The 18750-nt window shown below is 59.1% G+C and carries 16 protein-coding genes and 4 pseudogenes; 12 read left to right on the top strand and 8 right to left on the bottom strand.

Annotation, left to right across the window (positions count from 1 at the left end; all coding sequences use genetic code 11):
* The first annotated feature begins 11 nt into the window (after nucleotides 1-11).
* The 7 genes from HAP48_RS04470 to HAP48_RS04445 all read left to right on the top strand — a co-directional run bounded on the left by HAP48_RS04470 (nucleotide 12) and on the right by HAP48_RS04445 (nucleotide 7629).
* On the top strand, nucleotides 12-2441 hold the full coding sequence (locus HAP48_RS04470; RefSeq protein ID WP_166214543.1) for a type IA DNA topoisomerase: 2430 nt from the start codon (nucleotides 12-14) through the stop codon (nucleotides 2439-2441).
* Nucleotides 2442-3237: 796 nt separating this feature from the next.
* A complete protein-coding gene (locus HAP48_RS04465) occupies nucleotides 3238-3888 on the top strand; it encodes a hypothetical protein (RefSeq protein WP_166214544.1) in 651 nt (216 codons plus the stop codon).
* Nucleotides 3889-3966: 78 nt separating this feature from the next.
* Complete coding sequence (locus HAP48_RS50630; protein ID WP_166214545.1) at nucleotides 3967-4167, top strand: helix-turn-helix transcriptional regulator; 201 nt, start codon at nucleotides 3967-3969, stop codon at nucleotides 4165-4167.
* A gap of 83 nt (nucleotides 4168-4250) precedes the next feature.
* Nucleotides 4251-4502 (top strand): hypothetical protein, encoded by a 252-nt coding sequence (locus HAP48_RS04460; RefSeq protein ID WP_166214546.1) that lies wholly within the window; start codon nucleotides 4251-4253, stop codon nucleotides 4500-4502.
* Nucleotides 4495-5376: a hypothetical protein gene (locus tag HAP48_RS04455; protein WP_166214547.1), complete on the top strand. Its 882-nt coding sequence runs from the start codon at nucleotides 4495-4497 to the stop codon at nucleotides 5374-5376. Before HAP48_RS04460 ends, HAP48_RS04455 begins: the two co-directional genes overlap by 8 nt.
* A 275-nt stretch (nucleotides 5377-5651) precedes the next feature.
* The gene (locus HAP48_RS04450) at nucleotides 5652-7424 is read left to right on the top strand and encodes a DUF927 domain-containing protein (RefSeq protein WP_166214548.1); all 1773 of its coding nucleotides are present in this window, start codon (nucleotides 5652-5654) and stop codon (nucleotides 7422-7424) included.
* 31 nt (nucleotides 7425-7455) lie between these two features.
* Complete coding sequence (locus HAP48_RS04445; RefSeq protein WP_166202928.1) at nucleotides 7456-7629, top strand: hypothetical protein; 174 nt, start codon at nucleotides 7456-7458, stop codon at nucleotides 7627-7629.
* Nucleotides 7630-7733: 104 nt separating this feature from the next.
* Here HAP48_RS04445 and istB read toward each other — a convergent pair whose 3' ends face one another.
* Nucleotides 7734-8477, bottom strand: a complete 744-nt coding sequence (gene istB / locus HAP48_RS04440; protein ID WP_166214549.1) for an IS21-like element helper ATPase IstB — start codon at nucleotides 8475-8477, stop codon at nucleotides 7734-7736.
* 11 nt (nucleotides 8478-8488) lie between these two features.
* Nucleotides 8489-8932, bottom strand: a pseudogene (locus HAP48_RS04435) (IS21 family transposase); the annotation flags it as partial.
* A 74-nt stretch (nucleotides 8933-9006) separates the two neighbouring features.
* Here HAP48_RS04435 and tnpA point away from each other — a divergent pair.
* The 3 genes from tnpA to tnpC all read left to right on the top strand — a co-directional run bounded on the left by tnpA (nucleotide 9007) and on the right by tnpC (nucleotide 11376).
* Nucleotides 9007-9402 (top strand): IS66-like element accessory protein TnpA, encoded by a 396-nt coding sequence (gene tnpA, locus HAP48_RS04430; RefSeq protein WP_166204418.1) that lies wholly within the window; start codon nucleotides 9007-9009, stop codon nucleotides 9400-9402.
* Nucleotides 9399-9746, top strand: a complete 348-nt coding sequence (gene tnpB / locus HAP48_RS04425) for an IS66 family insertion sequence element accessory protein TnpB (protein ID WP_166204419.1) — start codon at nucleotides 9399-9401, stop codon at nucleotides 9744-9746. Before tnpA ends, tnpB begins: the two co-directional genes overlap by 4 nt.
* A gap of 94 nt (nucleotides 9747-9840) precedes the next feature.
* Nucleotides 9841-11376: an IS66 family transposase gene (gene tnpC, locus HAP48_RS04420; RefSeq protein ID WP_175612385.1), complete on the top strand. Its 1536-nt coding sequence runs from the start codon at nucleotides 9841-9843 to the stop codon at nucleotides 11374-11376.
* A 44-nt stretch (nucleotides 11377-11420) separates the two neighbouring features.
* Here tnpC and istA read toward each other — a convergent pair.
* From istA to HAP48_RS04405, 3 genes and pseudogenes are all read right to left on the bottom strand, one after another.
* A pseudogene (istA, locus tag HAP48_RS04415) lies at nucleotides 11421-12542 on the bottom strand (IS21 family transposase); the annotation flags it as partial.
* A 651-nt stretch (nucleotides 12543-13193) separates the two neighbouring features.
* Nucleotides 13194-14302, bottom strand: a pseudogene (locus HAP48_RS04410) (IS3 family transposase); the annotation flags it as partial.
* A gap of 138 nt (nucleotides 14303-14440) precedes the next feature.
* Nucleotides 14441-14590: a hypothetical protein gene (locus HAP48_RS04405; protein WP_166214550.1), complete on the bottom strand. Its 150-nt coding sequence runs from the start codon at nucleotides 14588-14590 to the stop codon at nucleotides 14441-14443.
* A gap of 694 nt (nucleotides 14591-15284) precedes the next feature.
* Here HAP48_RS04405 and HAP48_RS04400 point away from each other — a divergent pair.
* Together HAP48_RS04400 and HAP48_RS04395 are read left to right on the top strand one after the other, a co-directional pair.
* The gene (locus HAP48_RS04400; RefSeq protein ID WP_175612361.1) at nucleotides 15285-16259 is read left to right on the top strand and encodes a hypothetical protein; all 975 of its coding nucleotides are present in this window, start codon (nucleotides 15285-15287) and stop codon (nucleotides 16257-16259) included.
* Nucleotides 16260-16562: 303 nt separating this feature from the next.
* A pseudogene (locus HAP48_RS04395) lies at nucleotides 16563-16669 on the top strand (transposase); the annotation flags it as partial.
* A gap of 11 nt (nucleotides 16670-16680) precedes the next feature.
* Here the strand turns inward: HAP48_RS04395 and HAP48_RS04390 are convergent.
* The 3 genes from HAP48_RS04390 to HAP48_RS04380 all read right to left on the bottom strand — a co-directional run bounded on the left by HAP48_RS04390 (nucleotide 16681) and on the right by HAP48_RS04380 (nucleotide 18746).
* Nucleotides 16681-17010: a DUF3768 domain-containing protein gene (locus HAP48_RS04390; protein WP_166214551.1), complete on the bottom strand. Its 330-nt coding sequence runs from the start codon at nucleotides 17008-17010 to the stop codon at nucleotides 16681-16683.
* A gap of 86 nt (nucleotides 17011-17096) precedes the next feature.
* Nucleotides 17097-17606, bottom strand: coding sequence for a hypothetical protein (locus HAP48_RS04385; RefSeq protein ID WP_166214552.1), 510 nt, complete (start codon nucleotides 17604-17606; stop codon nucleotides 17097-17099).
* Between the two features lie 117 nt (nucleotides 17607-17723).
* Nucleotides 17724-18746: a hypothetical protein gene (locus HAP48_RS04380; RefSeq protein WP_166214553.1), complete on the bottom strand. Its 1023-nt coding sequence runs from the start codon at nucleotides 18744-18746 to the stop codon at nucleotides 17724-17726.
* Nucleotides 18747-18750: the final 4 nt, after the last annotated feature.

The following is an 18750-nucleotide window of genomic DNA, read 5'->3' as shown; positions in this document are numbered from 1 at the left end:
ATTAGGCCGTCATGGCAGATCAGATCGTCATCACGGAGAAAACCAGCCAGGCCAAAGACGTCCGCGCCGCAATTGGTTCTCGCTACGGTGATGTTCTTCCAGCTGAGGGCCATTTGTTCGATCTCCTCGAACCGGAGGATGTTGTTCCGGCCTGGAAGCGATGGTCGCCGATACTTTTACGGCCTGAAGGTCTTTACGGTACCTGCCCGGCAGAGGGCGGTAACAAAGCGGCCAAGCTCAAGGCCATTCGCGAGGCGTTGCGCACTGCCAAGCGCGTTTGGCTTGCAACCGATTGCGACCGCGAGGGTCAGCTGATCGGTCAGGAAATTCTTGAGCATTACGATTATCGCGGCCAGGTGATGCGAGTGCTGTTCACCGCGCAGGATTCGCAGACCATCCGCGACGCATTCGGTCGCGCAAAACCCAATACCGAATACTCTCGCCTATACGCCGCCGCGGTTGCGCGCCGACAGGCCGATCAGATTTACAACCTGTCGCTCACTCGCACCGCAACCGTCATCCTTGGACAAGGCGCGCGAAGAGTGATTGGAGTTGGTCGTGTAAAGACGCCGACATTAGCCATTGTATGCAAGCGTGAATTGGAAATCCGAAACTTCGTGCCGCTGGCCTATTTTGAGATTGTCGCCACCGCGAAAGTGGCGGGTGGGCAATTCCAGATGCGGCACGCGCCGCAGGACCGAATTGTTAAGCGCAAGATAGCCCAGGACGTAGTCAAAGCGGCTGAAGGCTTCGAGGGCGCGCTTACCGTGCGCGTCGAGGATAAGCGGCAAGTGCCACCCAAGCTGCATGATTTGCCGTCGTTGCAGAAACTCTGCGGCTCGCGCTTCGGCTGGTCAGCCAGCAAAACGCTCGAAGTGGCGCAGGAGCTGTATGACGGCCAAGGCAAGAAGATCATCACCTATCCTCGTGCAGAGGTTCGCTATCTGCCGCAAAACTTGATGTCGGACGTGCCGCGAATCGTAGCCGGACTACGGGCGGGCCAATCGTTCAGCGCGATCCCTGTACCCGAGCCGCCAGTGATTCGTAGAGGCGCGAGCGGCACGTTCTATGACAAGGGGCTGGAGGGTGCGAGCCATCATGCCGTCATTCCCAATGTCAACGCCATCGACAAGCTGCCGGAGGTCTGGCCCCGTCTGTCGTCTGACGAAAAGAAACTCTTTGACGTTATCGCAAGGGCATACCTGGCCGCCCTGATGCCCGACTTCCGTTACCGGCAGACAACCGCAACGCTCGATGTGCACGGCTTTGAATTCCGCGCAGCCGGTCGCCAGCCCATTGATCTCGGTTGGCGTGCCGCATTCCCGGAGTGGCAACCCGCCGACGAAAAGGGCGATGAGGCCCAATTGCTGCCGCCGCTGTGCAACGGCGAGACCGCGCAACTGCAAGATCCAAAAATTGAGAACAAGGAGACCCGGCCGCCGCCACGTTACAACGAAGGCACTCTGATCGAGGCGATGCAGAATGCCTGGCGTTTTGTCGATGACGAGGTTCTGCGGGATCGCTTGAAGGAAGCCAAGGGTATTGGCACGCCTGCGACCCGAGCCGAGATCATCGGCGGGCTTAAGAAGCAAGGTTTCCTGATTGCCCAGGGAAAGAACATTGTGCCGACCGAGACCGGCTTGTCGTTGTTCGGCGTTCTCAAACAAGCCGAACCGGCGCTAGTCGATCCTGGTGTGACGGCGCAACTTGAATGCCTGCTCGACGACGTCGTTGTAGGCAAACAGGAGATGGTCGGCGCGATTGACGCCGTATGCGATGTCGCCGAGCGCATTATCAGCAAGCTGAAGGAGGGGGCTACCGCGGTGGGACCTTCCTTGCTTGGCAGTGCAGGGGACAATGGCACAGCAACGTATCCACCGACGCCTGCGATGAAACGCTTTGCTGACAGCCTCGTCCGGCAAAAAGGCATCAAGCCACCACCCGGCTACAAGGCGTCGATATCGATCTGCCGCAAATTCCTTAGCGAACACGCGCCTAAAAAGTCCGACGGCGAAACGGCCGGTAAGCTCGACTCCAAACCGGTAAGTCCTGCACAATTGTTGTACGCCAAGAAGCTGGCGCAGGGGAAAGGTCTCATCATCCCCGATGATGCCCGGACCAACTCGGCCGCGATGTCCGCGTGGATTGATGCGAATCGAGACAAAAAACGCCGAAAGCTGAAATGCAAAACCTCCAACAGGCCGGTAGGATCGGTTGCACCTCAGGCTGCGCGGCGCAAGGCGTCTCGAAAACAAAAAATTGAGACCGACGCCGCTTCGGTGGCTTCCGCGCCAGCAAACTCAATCAGGACGCCGCTGCGGATTCCTTATGGCAACAAGGAAGTCGCTGTGAAGCTCGGTGCCCGTTATGGATCGGAGGGATGGTACGCTCCGCCTGGAGTTGATCTTTCTGCATTCGGCGAACGGGGTTGGCTGCTTTAGGTGATTCTAAGGAAATTCTTTCTGAACGGAATCAGGATTGCGCGGCCTGTGTAGCAACACGTCGCCGGGCAATAGATTGTCGGGCTGAATCAGGTGCAATCTGTGGTGGGCAGTGGTGTCAGGCTTCGCATTTTTGAGACCCTCCATCGCTCTGCAAGCGCCGCCGTCCAAAGGCGAGAGCGGTGATCTGTGCATGCTGCCTCCAGTGACAAGCGAAATAGAGCAACCGGTCCGCGAAACAGTCCGCAGCAAAAACAACACTTTCGCCAAGTACTTGATCTCATTGGTGGGCCCGGCAGCAGCCATAAGAAGTAGATTATGCCTCAAAAATCAGACTTCTAGCAGGATGTTGTTGTCTAGGATACCAACAAAAATACCAACAAGTCTGGGTTACTCAGAAAGATGATCTCGGACGGCAACGGCATTTCTCCAGGCTGAAATCGAGCCTAGCGAGCGTCAATTATTTCAGATATTTGAAGTCTTGCGAAGCGCGTTCGCAGCTTCGCACGGTAGATACACAGGTGTACGTGCGATTACTGAATTTCGCCGGTCATCGGCGATGATCTGGTGATAATTTGCCTCTGCCTCCACGCGAGCCTTGGGTACCCGCTGCGGTGGTCCACGCAGCGGAACAATTGCATGCTGAGCTTACGTCAAAGCCGGAACCGGATTGTCGTTTAGCAACGATCTCGCGTTTGATCTCCGATTCTCGCATGAAACGGGTTTGGACGGAATTATATAAGAAGAATCGGCCCGGCAAATACCAAACCACTGAAGAGTTTCTGCACCCGCGCGAGTGACGAATGCTACTTGGGCGGCGGTGCATAGGCGTCAGGCGGCTGACCTTCGTCAAAAGGGCGGCAAGGAGAATGCGGACCAAGCTACGCTTCTAGAAGCCGAAGCGGCGTTCGAAGAACGTCAGGGGGATCCGCCCAGAGATCCGAGTTGGACTGAGCAAGATCGCGGTGTGCAGCTGTTCTTCTGCCATGCGTGTGATTCGGCTATCGAGAGCGAGCCTGTCTTTTTCCAGGACATTGAGGCCAAAGCTAATCAGCTTCGAGAGCTGGCCGAAGGTCTGCGCCGACAAGCGTCGATATCGCGGTCTTTCAAACAGGAAAAAAAGGCTCGGCAATTAGAAGAGTTGGCCATGGATCATGAGGATGAAGCGGACATCCTGCTCCCACAAGCGAACCAGTCTAAATTTGCGCCGCAAGCCGATGATCCGTGGGTTATCAGGCGCGACCGTGGGGACGCAGAGATTCGAACGTATGTGGCCCTCCTGTCGACGACAACGTCGATGATTTTCAAGGATAGTCTCTTCGGAGTTCTCGCTATCGTCGCCAACGTTGTGCACGAACGCAATGACGTAACCCGAGCAATGGTCCGCGAGTGGCTTCGCGATCCTCGTGATCGCAAAGAGTTAGCGGCGACAAAGAGGTCGTCTTAACCCCCTAGTCGAAAAGCGATTCCGGAGCGTCTACATGAACGGTCACACGGCGAATGAACGCCGACGGAGACCGAAGTCATGCACCCAAAGCCAAGCGATGCGCTCGTTCGCATTCAAAAAATTATTGGGCCGAATGGCCTAATCCCAATCAGCCGCAGCGCCTTCTACCAAGGAATTCGGGATGGAATTTACCCGAAACCCATCCGGTTGGGAAAACGCACGTCCGTCTGGCGTGTGTCCGAGCTGTTGCGCGTGATTGAGGGAGGCCACGGAAAATGATCCCAATCACGAGCCCGGTAAAGTGTATTGAAAGGGCCGCAAACCCGGTGGCGGTCAGTCCGAGCGGTTGTGGAGGTGCGGTCATGAATACCTCCACGAAAAAAGCAGAACCAGGTGTTGTCGCCGAGTGGACCAAAGGTCAGGACGAAGTCATTTACGTAAGCCTTCAAGAACACGAGGGTCGAACCGTCGTCAACATCCGCGTCTGGTATCGGGGCCTATCTGCGAAGGATGGCATCAGCCTCGGCCTGGCGAAGCATGCGACCAAGATCGCCAAGAGGGCATTGAAGGAGGCAGAGGCGACCATAACGCGGGAGGACCACCACCATGAGTAAGTCGCCGCTCCACTTCAATCCAACCCGCTTTGAGGGCGCTCTGTCCGAGAAGCTGTATATCGGATTCGCTTCCGCATCCCGCAAGATGGAGCGCGAGAAGCTGATTAGATTGCTGCGTACCAAGCACAAGGACAATGACGAGGCGCAGACGCTGGCAGACAAGCTGGAAGCCTGCAAGAAGAACAAGCGTTGCCAATTGGCCCCATGCCCCGAATGTGCACCTGCTGGTCAGAAGCTGTTAGCCAAAGTTGCGGCGACGTTCCTAGCGAAGCAGGAAGGGGCCGGTCACCTTGTCTGTGTGAGCATCGTGCCAGCCGATGGCGTTTGCAAGCCCAAGGACCTGGACCCGGCATATGCTGCTCGTAACGTCCGTCGTTGGAAAGAGCGGCTTGGTCGCGCCGGTGTCACCTGGTTCGTCGGGGCTCTGGACTACAGTCTCAACGAACACGACACCGCACGCTACAAGCCGCACTGGTCCGAACACATCTACGGACTGACCACAACGACCGACATGGACAGGCTCAAGAAGGAATTGCGTAAGCAGTTCCCAGTGACCGAGGCGATCCCGCGGCCGGTTAAGGTCAAAATATGGGATGGTGACCCCGATGCCTTGGCCTACTTGCTCAAGCCGAACTACTGGCGTCGCGTGGCCACTGACGATGGCGAGCGGTTCACCAAGAATGGAATGCGGTCCTGCCGTGCCACCGATAAGCAGCGCCTGCGATCCAAAGAGAGGGTGCGGCTGGCCCTATACCTCGATGAGCTTGGTTTGCACGGTCGCCTCGTCCTGCGGTGGGCGCAATTTGTGAATCGCGGGGCCACGGCCTCCATCGAGGAACGTGCGCCCAAGACCGTAGGCACGCGGATCGCCTGATCCCCGGAAATGACAGGGCGGGAAGGCAAATATGAGCCTTTTACGCCCTTTTTCGCAGTCGCAAATGACAGAACTGCACTCAGTCGCCGCTGGTCAGTCAGGCCAGCGGCGGTCCGTGCCAACGAAAGCTGTAAAGGCACGATTTCGGCATCGCGTCTCGGCATGTGAGACGTGAGACACGCTCATCCGAGTGCCGGCCTGGGGCTTCACAATCGACTCACCCGATCAGTGCGTGCGGCATCGTGGCCGCTGCCTGACAATTGGAGAAATTACAAATGACCAGCGCGAAGGGCAGCATCAACGCCCGCTCAACAACAACTCACACCCCCCGTCTCTCACAGCCGAAGTGGTCCGTCCGCAGGTTTCGTTTCGGCACGCTGACCGGCCCCGCGTCCGTCGAACTATCCTTTCCGACTGAGGGCGGCGGCATCAGTAAGATCATGGTTCAGCAAAGCGAACTCCGTCATCAAAAGAAATTCTTGGACACCCTGTCGAATCGTCTGCCGGTTTTTCCCAGGAACGTCGGCTCCTCCGACAAAGCACGCTTCGGGTTCATCACCAACTTGGTATCGGCTTATGCCGGCCCTTTTGAACTTGTGCCGGAACGCACTGGCTTTGTCGACATCGGCACCTTCGCAACATACAGCGAGGTCATTTACGCTGATGGCCGACGCCAGCCGATCCCTGCGTTAACCAGCGCAATCGGCCGGACATTCACAGACCTGCGAGGTACGTCCAGGGGAAGCGAAAAGCTCCTGAAGCTGGCTAGGCATTCGAGCTATCTGGCATTTGGCATCGGTGTAGCCCTCGCGGCCGCGCTTCCGAGCTATATCAAACTTCGCCGGGATCAAACGGGCGATGAACATAACCATTTGACGGAGACCGCGGTCTTTAACCTGTCTGGCCGTAGCAGCAGCGGCAAGACATCCCTCAGTCTCGCCGCCATGAGCCTAGGCGGCTCGCCTGAGCGCGCCGGGACCCTGGACTTTAGCAGACGCGGCCTTGCCGAAACCGCGAGTGATAGCAACGATCTCATGCTCGTGCTGGACGACACCGAGAAAGCGGAAGACGGTTCGAGCGTCCTCGTAAAGACGCTTAAGAGCATCGTTCATACGGTTCCCGGCGGGCGCTCCAAGCGGATTTCTCGCGGCGTCGATCAGACCAAGTTCCCGCAGTTGTTCTGGAGTACGTTCGGCCTCAGTAGCAGCCCGCGACCGATCTCCGCGTTGGCGGCGGACTGCGGGTGGAGGATGACTCCCGGCGACCAGGTGCGACTATTCAACATTCAGGTCCCCAGCTCCAAGAAGGGCGGCATCTTTGATTTGATCAAGGGCGGGCCCGAGAAGCGTGCCAATCGCAGCATCAAGCTGATCGCTAAGCTCGAACGCGGGTACCAGAACCATCACGGCCACATCATTCCGCAATGGGTACATTATCTGATGGCCGAGGATCGTTCACAACGGGTCCTGGAGTTGGTCGAAGAGTTTATCAAGCAGATCGATCCGAAGAACGAAGGCTGGGAAATCCGGTTCGCCTACAAGTTCGCCTATATCTACGCCGCCATGATGATGGGCATCGAGTCGGGCATCCTTCCGTGGAGGCAAAGTCTGCCGTCGTGTGCGGCTAGGCGGTGCTACCGGCGAGCACGTCGGGCGGTCATGACCGAGCGTGATGGTTTCATCGAGCAAGCTGGTCGGTTGGACCTTTTGCTCAAACAGAAGGGTCGCGTGGTCGGTTACAACGGACGCACGCCTGTTGTCCTTACTGGCCGCTGTCTCGCGATCCGCTATCGGAAGAGCGGAAGGGACAAGATCGGCATACTCGACCGAGCACTTGCAGATTTTGCGGGATCGTCTGCGAGCAAGGTAAAGTTCACCACCGCGATGAGCACCTTGGGACTGATCGGCGACGGTCATGGGCACGCTGGAACGGTGCAAGAGCGCATTCAGATCGAGCGGCAAGGTACGGTGTCTGACCGCATTCGCCTCTGGTGTATTGATGAGAGAAAGCTCGCGAGACTGCTCGAAAGGAGATTCGTGAGTTCGTGACCTTAGATGACCCGGCCATAGCAACAACTAAATGGTGAGCCAGAAGATGAATGCCGAAGGGCTGGGCGTCATTGCGGATTCCGATGATCTCGCCCGGGTGTACCGATTTGATCTCGCCCACCATTCCGATTTGATGTCGCCCGGGGCGCGAGGCGTTCTGGCTGTCTGGTTTCTGGCATCGGCGAAGCCGCGTGGTCAATCTTGAATCGCGGTTCGACGGGTTGGTTTTTTCTGTTGCTCCTCCTGTGGGCATGTGGGCAACGCTCTTGCGTTGTCCAAGCGTAGCGGCATGTCCACAGCGCCACAGGCTCAGGCCTTTCGGTCGGGTTTGCGGGTTCGCCGCATGCTTTCGCCGTTCAGATCGATCCGGTGGGCGTTATGGACCAGGCGGTCGAGGACGGCGTCGGCGTAGGTGGGATCGCCGATCAGCGCGTGCCATTGATCGACCGGGAGCTGGCTGGTGACGATGGCGGAGCGGCGGCCGTAGCGGTCCTCGAGGATCTCCAGGAGGTCGTGGCGGGCCGCGGCGTCAAGCGGCTCGAGGCCCCAGTCGTCGAAGATGAGGAGATCGACGCGGCCAAGCGCGCGCAGCAGGCGGGAGTGGCGGCCGTCGCCGCGCGCCAAAGCGAGATCGGTGAACAGCCGCGGGACGCGCTGGTAGAGCACGGAGCGATTGTCGCGGCAGGCCTTGTTGCCGAGCGCTGAGGCGAGCCAGCTTTTGCCGACGCCGGAGGGCCCGCAGATCAGCAGGTTGGCGTGGTCATCGATCCAGCGGCCTTCGACCAGCATCGTCAGCAGGCTGCGGTCGAGGCCGCGTGGGGTGCGGTAGTCGATGTCTTCGACGCAGGCCTCCTGGCGCAGCTTGGCGTATTGCAGCCGCTTCGACAGCCGCTTGTCGCGTCGCAATGACGCTTCGCGTTCGAGCCGCAGCGCAAGCCATTCGGCGTGGCCGAGGCTTGCGGCCTCGCCGCCGGCTTCGATGTCGGCGAAGGCCTTGGCCATGCCGTGAAGGCCGAGCGCGTAGAGTTGATCGAGGGTCGGATGCGTGAGCAAGACGTGATCTCCTAATTGTAGTAGCGCGGCCCGCGGATGTTGGGATGAAGGATCGGCGCGTCGTCCGCGGAGCGCTTGGGTGAAGGACGCCGATCGAGATTGTTGGCGAGAATCGACTTGACCGAGCCGTAGGTGCGCGCGCCGATATCGATCGCCCGCATGGCGGCGGCATCGAGCCGCTCGTGCCCGTAGGATCGGGCGAGCCGGATGATGCCGAGACAGGCGCGGAAGCCCTGTTCTGGATGCGCGCGCTCGTCGAGGATCAGGTCACACAGCGCCGCGGTGGCCGGCCCGATCGAGGCTGCGTCCTTACGGATGCGCTCGATGGTCCAGCCAGCGTAGCGCCGATGACTGGACGCCATGTGCTCCGGCACGGTCGTGTGCTTGTGGTTGCCGCTCATGCGCTGATGCGCGGCGATCCGCTCACCCTTGTGGAAGATCTGTACGCATCCGGCGGGCGCCGTCTTGTCTGACACGCTGTAATTCGCCAAGCGTGTGACCTTAAGTCTAGCTTTAAGGTCATCGGGCGATGCGGGTCGAGGTTTTGGGCGGGCTGGAGCGTCGGCGGCGTTGGTCGCAGGATGACAAGGCACGGATTGTCGAGGAGACGTTGGCGCCGGGCGCAAAGGTGACAGCGGTTGCACGTCGCAACGGAGTAGCGGCCAGCCTGGTGTTCACCTGGCGTCGTCAAGCGCGGACATCCGAGCAGGTCGCACCGTCTTTTGCGCCGGTGCAGATCGCCGCCACGGAGGCGGAGGAAACTCCGAAGCTCTTACCTGCGGGTGATAGCCGAGGGCGGTCTGTAGTGGCCGCGCGTACTGGATTGATCGAGATCGACCTCGGTAACCGGCGACGGATCCGAGTGGATTCGCACGTCGATCCAGAAGCGCTGGCGCGGGTCCTCGAGGTACTTGAGCGCCGATGATTGCGATACCGGGTAATGTGCGGGTGTGGCTTGCGACCGGCCACACCGATATGCGCCGCGGCTTCCCGAGCCTCGCGCGTCTGGTCCAGGAGAGTTTGAAGCGTGATCCGCATGCCGGTGATCTCTATGTTTTTAGAGGCCGCCGCGGCGACCTGATCAAGATCATCTGGCATGATGGCCAAGGCGCGTGTCTGTTCACGAAGCGGCTGGAGCGAGGCCGCTTTTTGTGGCCATCAATGGCGGATGGCGTTGTGACGATCAGCGTTGCGCAGCTATCCTATCTCCTCTCCGGAATTGATTGGCGGATGCCGCAGGCAACCTGGCGTCCACGGGCTTCCGGTTAAATCGAGCGGGATTTTTTGCGACGAATATGGTTGATTCGTCCTCGTGACGACGCCCGCCGATCCGCTTCCCACCGACCTTGCCGCAGCACACGCGATGATCATTGCGCAGCGCGAGCAGCTGACGCTGGCGAAGAGCGAGGTGACCGTCGGCCGGCTGGAGATCGAGCGGCTGAAGCTGATGCTGGCCAAGGCACGGCGAGAACAGTTCGGGCAATCTTCTGAGCGCGGCAAGCTGCTGGTCGAGCAGCTCGAACTCGCCATCGAGGATCTTGAAGAGACCCAGGCTGAGCAGGAAACCAAGGCCGAGCTCGCAGCGCCGGAAGCCGCCAAACAGCAGCGCGTGCAAAATCCACGGCCGCCGCGACGTCCGTTGCCGGACAATCTACCGATCGAACGCATCGTCGAACCCGCTCCTTGCGTATGTGGCAAGTGCGGCAGCGAGCGACTGCACAAGCTCGGCGAGGTGGTATCGAAGACCCTGGAATGTGAGCCACGGCGCTGGAAGATTATCGAGCATGTCCGCGAAAAGTTCTCCTGCCGGGATTGTGAGGCAATCACCGAGGCGCCGGCGCCCTCCCATCCGATCCCGCGAGGCTTTGCCGGGCCGAGCCTGCTGGCGATGGTGCTGGTCAACAAGTTCCTGCTGCACCAGCCGTTGAACCGACAGAGCAAGACCTATGCCCGCGAAGGGATCGAGATCGACGTCTCGACCCTGGCGGATCGGATCGGCGCCTGCGTGGTGGCACTCGATCCCATCATTGAGGCGATCCGGATCCACGTCATGAGCGCGGAACGCATCCACGGCGACGATACGACGGTGCCGGTGCTGGCCAAGCTCAAGACGGTTACCGGCCGGATCTGGACCTATGTTCGCGATGACCGGCCGTTTGGCGGCACGGATCCGCCGGCGGCCCTGTTCTACTACTCACGCAACCGGGCTGGAGAACACCCGCAAAGCCATCTTGCCGGCTATGTCGGCCTCATGCAGGCCGATGCCTTCGATGGGTATAACCAGCTCTACAAGGCCCAAAGGAAGCCAGCTCCGATCCTTGAAGCGGCCTGTTGGAGCCACGGCCGCAGAAAGTTCTTCGACTTGGCGAAATCTGGAGAGGCGCCGATTGCCAGCGAGGCCGTGCGACGCATCGATATCCTTTTCGAGATCGAGCGCACCATCAACGGCAAAACGCCGGAACAGCGGCTTGCGGTACGTCGTGATAAGTCGAGGCCGATCGTCGCCGATCTCGAAATCTGGATGCGTCAGCAGCGAACCTTGCTCTCATCAGGCAACGATACTGCAAAGGCGATCAACTACCTGCTCAACCGTTGGGCGGCGTTCACCCGCTTCCTGGACGATGGTCGCGTCTGCCTCTCGAACAACGCTGCCGAACGAGCGTTACGCGGTGTGGCTGTCGGAAGACGAAATTGGACCTTCGCCGGTTCAGATGCCGGCGGCCATCGCGCCGCCGCCGTCTATACCCTGATCGAAACCTGCAAGATGAACGACGTTGATCCGCAAGCCTGGCTCGCGGATGTGTTGGCCAGGCTTCCAGATCACCCCGTCAACAAAGTCGCCGACCTGCTCCCGTGGAATTGGAAGGCGACCCAACAGTCCACAGCGGCTGCCGCCTGAGCGCCACGGCTGACCGGCGCGCCTGCCCGGGGTGCTGACCGGATGCGTACGAAGATCTCGACGGTGCGAGCCGTGAAGCGCACCTCCACCTCGGCGCGGACGAAGCGATGCGGAACGCTGTAATAATGCGCCTCGACCTCGACGTGATAATCGATGCTGACCCGGCAGATCCGCCACTCGGCGAACACGTAAGGGTTCTCCGGCAAGGCCTTGAGCGCCGGCCGGTCGATCTCCTCCAATAGCTTGCGGCGGGTGACGCCGAGCCGCCGGATCGGCCGCTCCTCGTTGAGCCGGGTGAGCAACTCGGCGATCGCCGCATTGACCTCGGCGAGGCTGTGGAAGGTGCGGTGGCGCAGCCGCCCGAGCAGCCAGCGCTCGACCATGAGGACCGCCTGCTCGACCTTCGCCTTGTCTCGTGGTCGTCGCGGCCTGGCCGGCAGAATGGCCGAGCCGTAATGCGCCGCCATGTCGGCGTAGCTGCGGTTGATCTGTGGATCGTAGAGGCAGGCCTTGATCACCGCGACTTTGGTGTTGTCCGGCACCAGCAGCGCCGGCACGCCGTTGATCGCCTCGAAGGCGCCGACGTGGCCGTTGATCCAATCGGCGACCCCCTGCGTCCAGGTCGCCTGCGCGTAGGTGAAGCTGGAAGCGCCGAGCACCGCGACGAAGATCTGCGCGGCGCGCCGCTCGCCGCTGAGCCGGTCGATCACGACCGGCACGCCGTCACCGGCATAATCGACGAACAGCTTGTCGCCGGCCGCATGCGACTGGCGCATCGTCACCGACAGCCGGCCTTCCCAGGCGCGGTAGAGCTCGCAGAAACGCGAATAGCGATACCCGCCGGGCTCGCTTGCGATGTACTCCTCCCACAGGATCGACAGCGTCACATGCTTGCGCCGGAGTTCGCGGTGCACCGCCGCCCAGTCCGGCTCCGCCTGCCGGCGATGGCCCCGCCGCGTGCCGGAACCCGCACCGGCGCTGGCGAACAGCCGGGCCTCCAGATCAGTGTCGGTGATGTCGTCAGACAACGGCCAGCTCAGCCCCGCCGCCTCAAAACGGCGGATCGTCAACCGCACCGTCGAAGGCGCCGTCCCCAACCGCCGCGCAATCTCGCGGGTCGGCATCCCAGCCGACTTCAATCTGATCACTTCGCGCACATGGCGCATCGCAAGCCTCTCCGTCGGCATCCAGGTCCCCCTTCGCAAAGCCGAAAGGCGGGACCGTATCGGAGCCAGAAGAGGCCTCGTCACCCCGGGCGACATCATCCCGGAATGGTGGGCGAGATCATCTCGGAATGGTGGGCGACATCGAGCGGAATCAGCACGTCATGTCATCTGGCTACAATTGATAATGCCGTTGACCTGCGGCTGGCGGTAATGGCCCTTCTAAAGGAGAAACGAGACTTTCGCGGTTGTCCTGCTACCTGCAAACAGCAACACATGAATGAGGTAGCCGAGGAAATTGAGAATTCTCCCGAAGAATTCAAAGTTTCGTTCAGAGAATGGATTGAGAAAGTGGGGAAAGCTACTCCACATTTAGCGTGGCGGGCGGAGCTTCACGCTACGCTACTTCGCGTAGTGCCATTGAGATCGGGAAGGTCCTAGAACCTTTCAACGGCGAACGCATTCGCCGATGCTCAGAAATGGACCCGCGGAGCGGGACCGCTTGAGCCGGTTTGTTAGTTGGAAACTGACCGCTCCTGATTACTTCCTATCACGCTGCCAGAGACTCTGTCTGCTGCTGTTGCTGGGGCATGTGGTCAACGCGTCAGCGTTGTCCACCATGTCCACAGCCTTCGCGGCCTGCATCCGTTCGCGCCAGGCCGCCATCGGCGTGCGATAGCCGAGCGCCTGATGAAGGCGACGATCGTTATAGAAGGCGATCCAGCTCGCGATCCCTGCCTTGGCCTCGCGGCCGTCGGCATAGCCCTTGAGATAGATGTCCTCATGCTTGAGCGACCGCCACAGCCGCTCGATGAAGACGTTGTCCATCCAACGACCGCGGCCATCCATGGAGATCTTGATCCCTGCGCCCGCCAACGCGCCGGTGAAGGCCGCGCTGGTGAACTGGCTGCCTTGGTCGGTATTGAAAATCTCCGGCCTGCCGTACTTCGCCAGCGCCTCTTCCAGAGCCGCCACGCAGAACGAGACGTCCATCGTGTTCGATAACCGCCACGCCAGAACCGCACGGCTCGCCCAGTCGATGATGGCGACGAGATAAAGAAAGCCACGGCCGATGGGCAGATACGTGATGTCGGCGGCCCACACCTGGTTCGGCCGGTCGATCGTCATGTTGCGCAACAGATAAGGATAGATCTTGTGGCCCGGCGCCGGCTTCGTCGTGTTCGGCTTCGGTCCCAGCGCCGCGATGCCCATCTTGCGCATCAACCGCTGCACGCGCTTGCGATTGACCTGAAGCCCCTCAGCCTTCAGCATTGCGGTCATTCGCCGCGAGCCCAGGAACGGCCAGGCGATGAACAGCTCGTCGATCCGCCGCATCAGGGCAAGGTCGTTGTCGTTGGCCGGCCGGGGCGGCCGGTAGACCCCGGAGCGCGCGATGCCAAGCAACAGGCATTGCCGACGGATCGACAGCGCCTTGTCGGCGCGATCGAGCATTCCTCGACGGTCCGGCGTGCTCATCTTCCGGACCTCCGCGCTAAAAAATCGCGCTCGACCGTCAGTTGTCCAATCTTGGCGTGCAGCTTCTCGATCTCGCGTTCGCGCGTTTCCTCGCTCTCGCGCCCGACACCCGCATCAAAGGCCCGCGCCGCCTGGTCCAGCAGTTGCTTCTTCCAGGCATAGATCTGGTTCGGGTGAACCTCATAGCGCTGGGCCAGATCGGCCACCGTCGCCTGCTCCCGCACCGCTTCCAGCGCAATCTTTGCCTTCAGTGCCGCGTCGATCTTGCGTCTCGTCTTCGTCCTCATCATGCCCTCCGTCTATCAAACGGAGCGGCCCTTTTCCAACTTAACCTCTGGTCCCAAAATCGGGGTCCATTTCAGCTCAGTGGACTTACCTTTTCCCAGCGCTATCGCGTCGGCAGGTGAAACCGAGCACGTCGCAAATCAAAATGGATGACCTGTTTTTGCAACCGCCGACACGGCCTCTCGCCACAAGCGCTCTCCTCTATCGAGAGAGATTCGAGCTATCATATAATTTTCAAGATCGGCCATTTTTAGCGTCTCGGCGAGCTTTTTGCGATCTTCATCAGTCATGGGGGAGCCCATCGTGGTCGCGACCGTCAAGGTGATGAACGTTGGTGCGATCTGCCTGTCGTTGGGCTGCGCAGTTCCGACGGCTCTGATCCCGACCGTAAGCTCCGTTCGCATTTCGGATTATTGAGCCCTAGCCTGGGCGAGTCTGTACTCAATATCACCACCGAGCTTCCGAGCTTTAATCCGCGAGATGATGCTCTGCATCAGCAATGCCCCTTTCCGTGAGCATCTGTCCAACCCCTGGCAATCCATAAAGCCGTGGGCCGCGATTTGATCCAGGCATTCGGCAGTAGGTCTAGCCTCGTCGTATGATTGAGCAACCAAGAGGCTTTGAGCGCGCTGTGCTCAGGGAGCTTTGCCTCATCATCAACTGGGGCCGCGCGGGCGATCTGAGATTCAATCCGGTGCCGTTTGGTGATTGGCGTCTTTTCGGCTGCGTTCTACACTTTAAGTCAGCGCAAGCGGCGATGCCGTTGTTTGCGCGGAAAAACTGCGGCAGTTGATCGCCAGAAATGTTCCGTGCGAGCGCGTATTCCAGAGCTCGGGTCCATCTGCTGCGCGTCCGATAGTCGATTTCCGTCCACATTGTGGCCTCGATGATAACGCGCAGCGGATGCCAGTTGGCACGCACTGGAACAGTTAGGATAGCAGGTGCGATTTCAAGCATAGCCGGAAGAAGCTCGTTGTCGGCGAGATGTCGGTAGCCACGAAGAACAGCTCGGAGGTATCGATACTCAGCGAACCGGCGTTTGCTCCTGGATACGCGGTCAGCCGTCTTTCGTATCTTGGTGATCCGGTCGACGATTTTGCGCTCGGATTTAAGCAAGGATCTGTGCGAAGACTTCATCAGCGACTCTCCTGTCGAAAAGCGATGCTGAAAATTAGCGTCTTCGCGAACGCAGGAGCCGGATTTACTCAAGGCGACATTTCAGGCGACGGTCGAGGCGAGAATCGTCAAGAATTCGCAATTTTTGAATTCGCAGCGCTGAAAGGCTGTTTTGCTATCCATCATGGGGCATGCGACAATGACCGCAGCTGCGTTGGACGATTAGCGTGCGAGGTTAACCTGGACGTCGGTTCGCTGATGCTGCTTGAGCCGATGTTGCCTTATGATGCGAGGTTTTCGCGAGACTCGAAAACCCTCCTTAGCAAGGTTCCGCGTCGTGAGCTACGCGCACGGATCGGTGGAAACCGCGAGTTGATCGGGCGTCGCGTGACGGCCGAGCGGGCGGACGATGATCTGGCGCTTTCGGTTGCCGCAAAACTCCCATCGCTCGCTGGGAGGACAACTTTTATAACGGAAGAAATGGTCGGCAATCACGTGCTCGACTTAATCGGACTATCCATAGCGAGAACAATTGGGAGCGCTACCGTTCGCGTCTCGAATGCAAAAGCGTTATTGCTGGGACAGATTCGTTCAGTGGTGGAAGCGAGGCTCGCCGATCCCGAGCTCGTCGGACAGAAGGTCGCCGATATCGTTGGAATAAGCGTCCGATACGCCAATGCGCTTCTTGCCGAACAGGATTCCTCGCTTCAACGTCTCATTCTGTCCCGACGGCTCTTGCGTTGTCGGTTTGCTCTTGAAGATCCCAACCAGGCCCATCAAACCATAGCCGAAATTGCACGGGTGGGGATTTTCGGACATGACCCATTTTGGCCGCTGCTTTAAAGCTGCTTATGGGGTTTCACCGCGCGAGTATCAGAAAGCGGCGGCGCAAATCCGGCAAGCTGGTCGGCTCTGACCTACGCGCGCCTGCGAGAGGAAATGGTGGCAACGTCCGTCGGCATCCACTTAGGGTCATTTTCGACAGTTTCGGCGGGACTGTCAGTTGGTGGATGTCCGCTTTTTCCCGCAACCATGAGGATCGGGCTAGGAGCATTGCTTTCGGCCAGACTGCCGTGATCCGCTCCCGAACTGGGGCTCGAAGCATGCTACGAACTCGCCGATTAGGAATGGACTGCCATCAAGCCAATGCTGCCGAACAAGCCGCGCGGCATTCCCCGGGTAAACGACCGTCGGGTCTTCAACGGTCTCTTCTGGGCTTTGCGATCTGGAGCCCCTGGCGTGATCTGCCCGAGGTGTTCGCGTCCTAGTATTCTTCCGCAAGCATGATTGTGATGATGCGTTTGGTAACAGATGGATCTGAGGGATCCGGTGATCTCACCGTCATGTCTTTTGAGAAATAGTCGATCTTGAAAAAGATCGTGCGGCCCTCGACAGCGAATGATCCGAAGTCGTGCTCTTCGTGAGGGTCGTTTTCCTGGCAGAAATCATCGTAGAGCGAGATCGTATCAAAGATCCGCTCGGCCACCTCCGGACCAAGAGCCGCCACGCCCGGCGTCATGAAGGCTGCACCTCGGGTGAGGTCGTGACGAAGTTCGTCATTGAGAAAACGAATAATTTCGTTCTGGTCGTCCATTTGCGTGCCCATGGTTTGTTGGTCAAACGAAATGCTCAGGCCGTGTTAGCGACCTGAGCCATGGAGATCGGTAGGAACGATAGATTTCAATCGCTGTTCAGCAATGCCACCGAGCTGACCGGTCGCACGAACTCAGATGCGCTTGGGTAGTCGCGCCACTTCAGTGTCAGCGTGTCATTGCTTCGTTTGGTAACAATCGCGGGCCACCAACCATCATCAACAGTATCCTGAGCGATGACGAGATGACCGGGCGCGAGCTGTGACGAGCTCTTGGGAAGTGACGTAGTGATCGCGCATGGCTCGCCACCTACCAGCGAATTGATCTGGTCATAGAGTTGTTGATCGATACTCGGCACCAGCCCATTACCGGTGGCATGAATTCGACCAGCCGGTAGCTTGTTCGCGATCTCGAAGTGCTTTTTGGTGGCTGGTACCGCGAGCCGCAGGCCCATCGCTGCCGCGGCTCTTGCCAATAGCGCCTCGTTCTCGCCGGTGAACCGTGCCGCATGCGGTTTGCGGTCTTTGTCCAGTCCGAACATGATGACGGTCTTGGCAGAAGGTTTCTTCGCTTTGGGTCGTGTTGGCTTCTTGGACATTCAAGGCTCTCCTCTGGAATCAAAAGAGGCCCGCTTAGGGCCTCAAGTGGTAGACTGAGTGATGGTTACTAGTCACATCTGCCGCGTTGGATGCGGCCTCATTTCGCAGCTCTTGCCTCAGGCATGTAGAGCCACGCGGTCACAGCGATGGAACAGCGGACAACCCTTGTTGCTGCATCGAAAACAATCATCGATGTTGTTGCCGTTGCAGATGTTCAGTTCTAGCTGAGCGCTGTACCGCCAGATTGCATGTTGGACGAATCTTGGAAAAACCCGCGGGTAATCGGGATTGAATTGTCTTGCGTCAATTCGCGAGGCGATAAGCCTGATGATTTCGGCGCATCCGCCCTCAGCGTAGCAGGCAGGCCCAAATCCGTGCTTCGCTCCGAGCCCGCGTTGAATGCCGGTGCGCAATAGAAAGTTGTGCACCAGGGTGTCGATGGCGATCATGCCAGAGCCTACTTCTATCCAGGTAGGTTTGGTCGACGGTGCCGCCATCAAGATATCGGCCAAGGCCATATTCAACAACTTGTCGGACACGCCAAAAACATTTCGCAGTGGATCGATCAATGCACTCCGCATGCGGGAAGCGCGGTGCTTGGCTGTGCTGCTCAAACTCGCTTGGTCAAGCGTTTGATCTACCCACTCGACCAAGTTGCCATCCGCAACATCGCGGATAAACAAGAAGAGCGAATATGTCGTCTGGTTCAGACGTCCGTTGCGGAGGTCGTGTCGAGGCAATGAGCAGTGAGGGGCAATCCATGGCTGTGCGCACGTCCGACTATCCTTCCGATAACCGCAACCGTGAAAGCTCCAGTAGCTTCGCAGTTTCGAGCAGGCCGGAGGCCGAGCGGTCGCTTGTTGTAAATCGTGCCAGGCAGGACTGCCATGATGATCCATGTAGCTGCGTGCTGCATGATCACTGATGCCCTGCAGCGAGAACGCTTCCAGCAAGTACTTGAATAGCTGCGGCGTGTCGTAATTTAGAATCGCCTGTCGCAGCCGATTGGATTCTGCGCTGATCAGATTTTCTGCGCCGGCCAGACGACAGACCGTATCGACCAGTAATGCCGCGCGATCCAAGGCTAGGAGCTTGTCTGGATAGTCGCTGTTCAAATCTGGTCGGGTCTGATTCAACATTGGG

The sequence above is a fragment of the Bradyrhizobium septentrionale genome, from assembly GCF_011516645.4.
GTDB classification, from domain to species: Bacteria; Pseudomonadota; Alphaproteobacteria; order Rhizobiales; family Xanthobacteraceae; genus Bradyrhizobium; species Bradyrhizobium septentrionale.
Note: the sequence above shows the minus strand (reverse complement) of the source record. Positions and strands in the feature narration are given on the sequence as shown.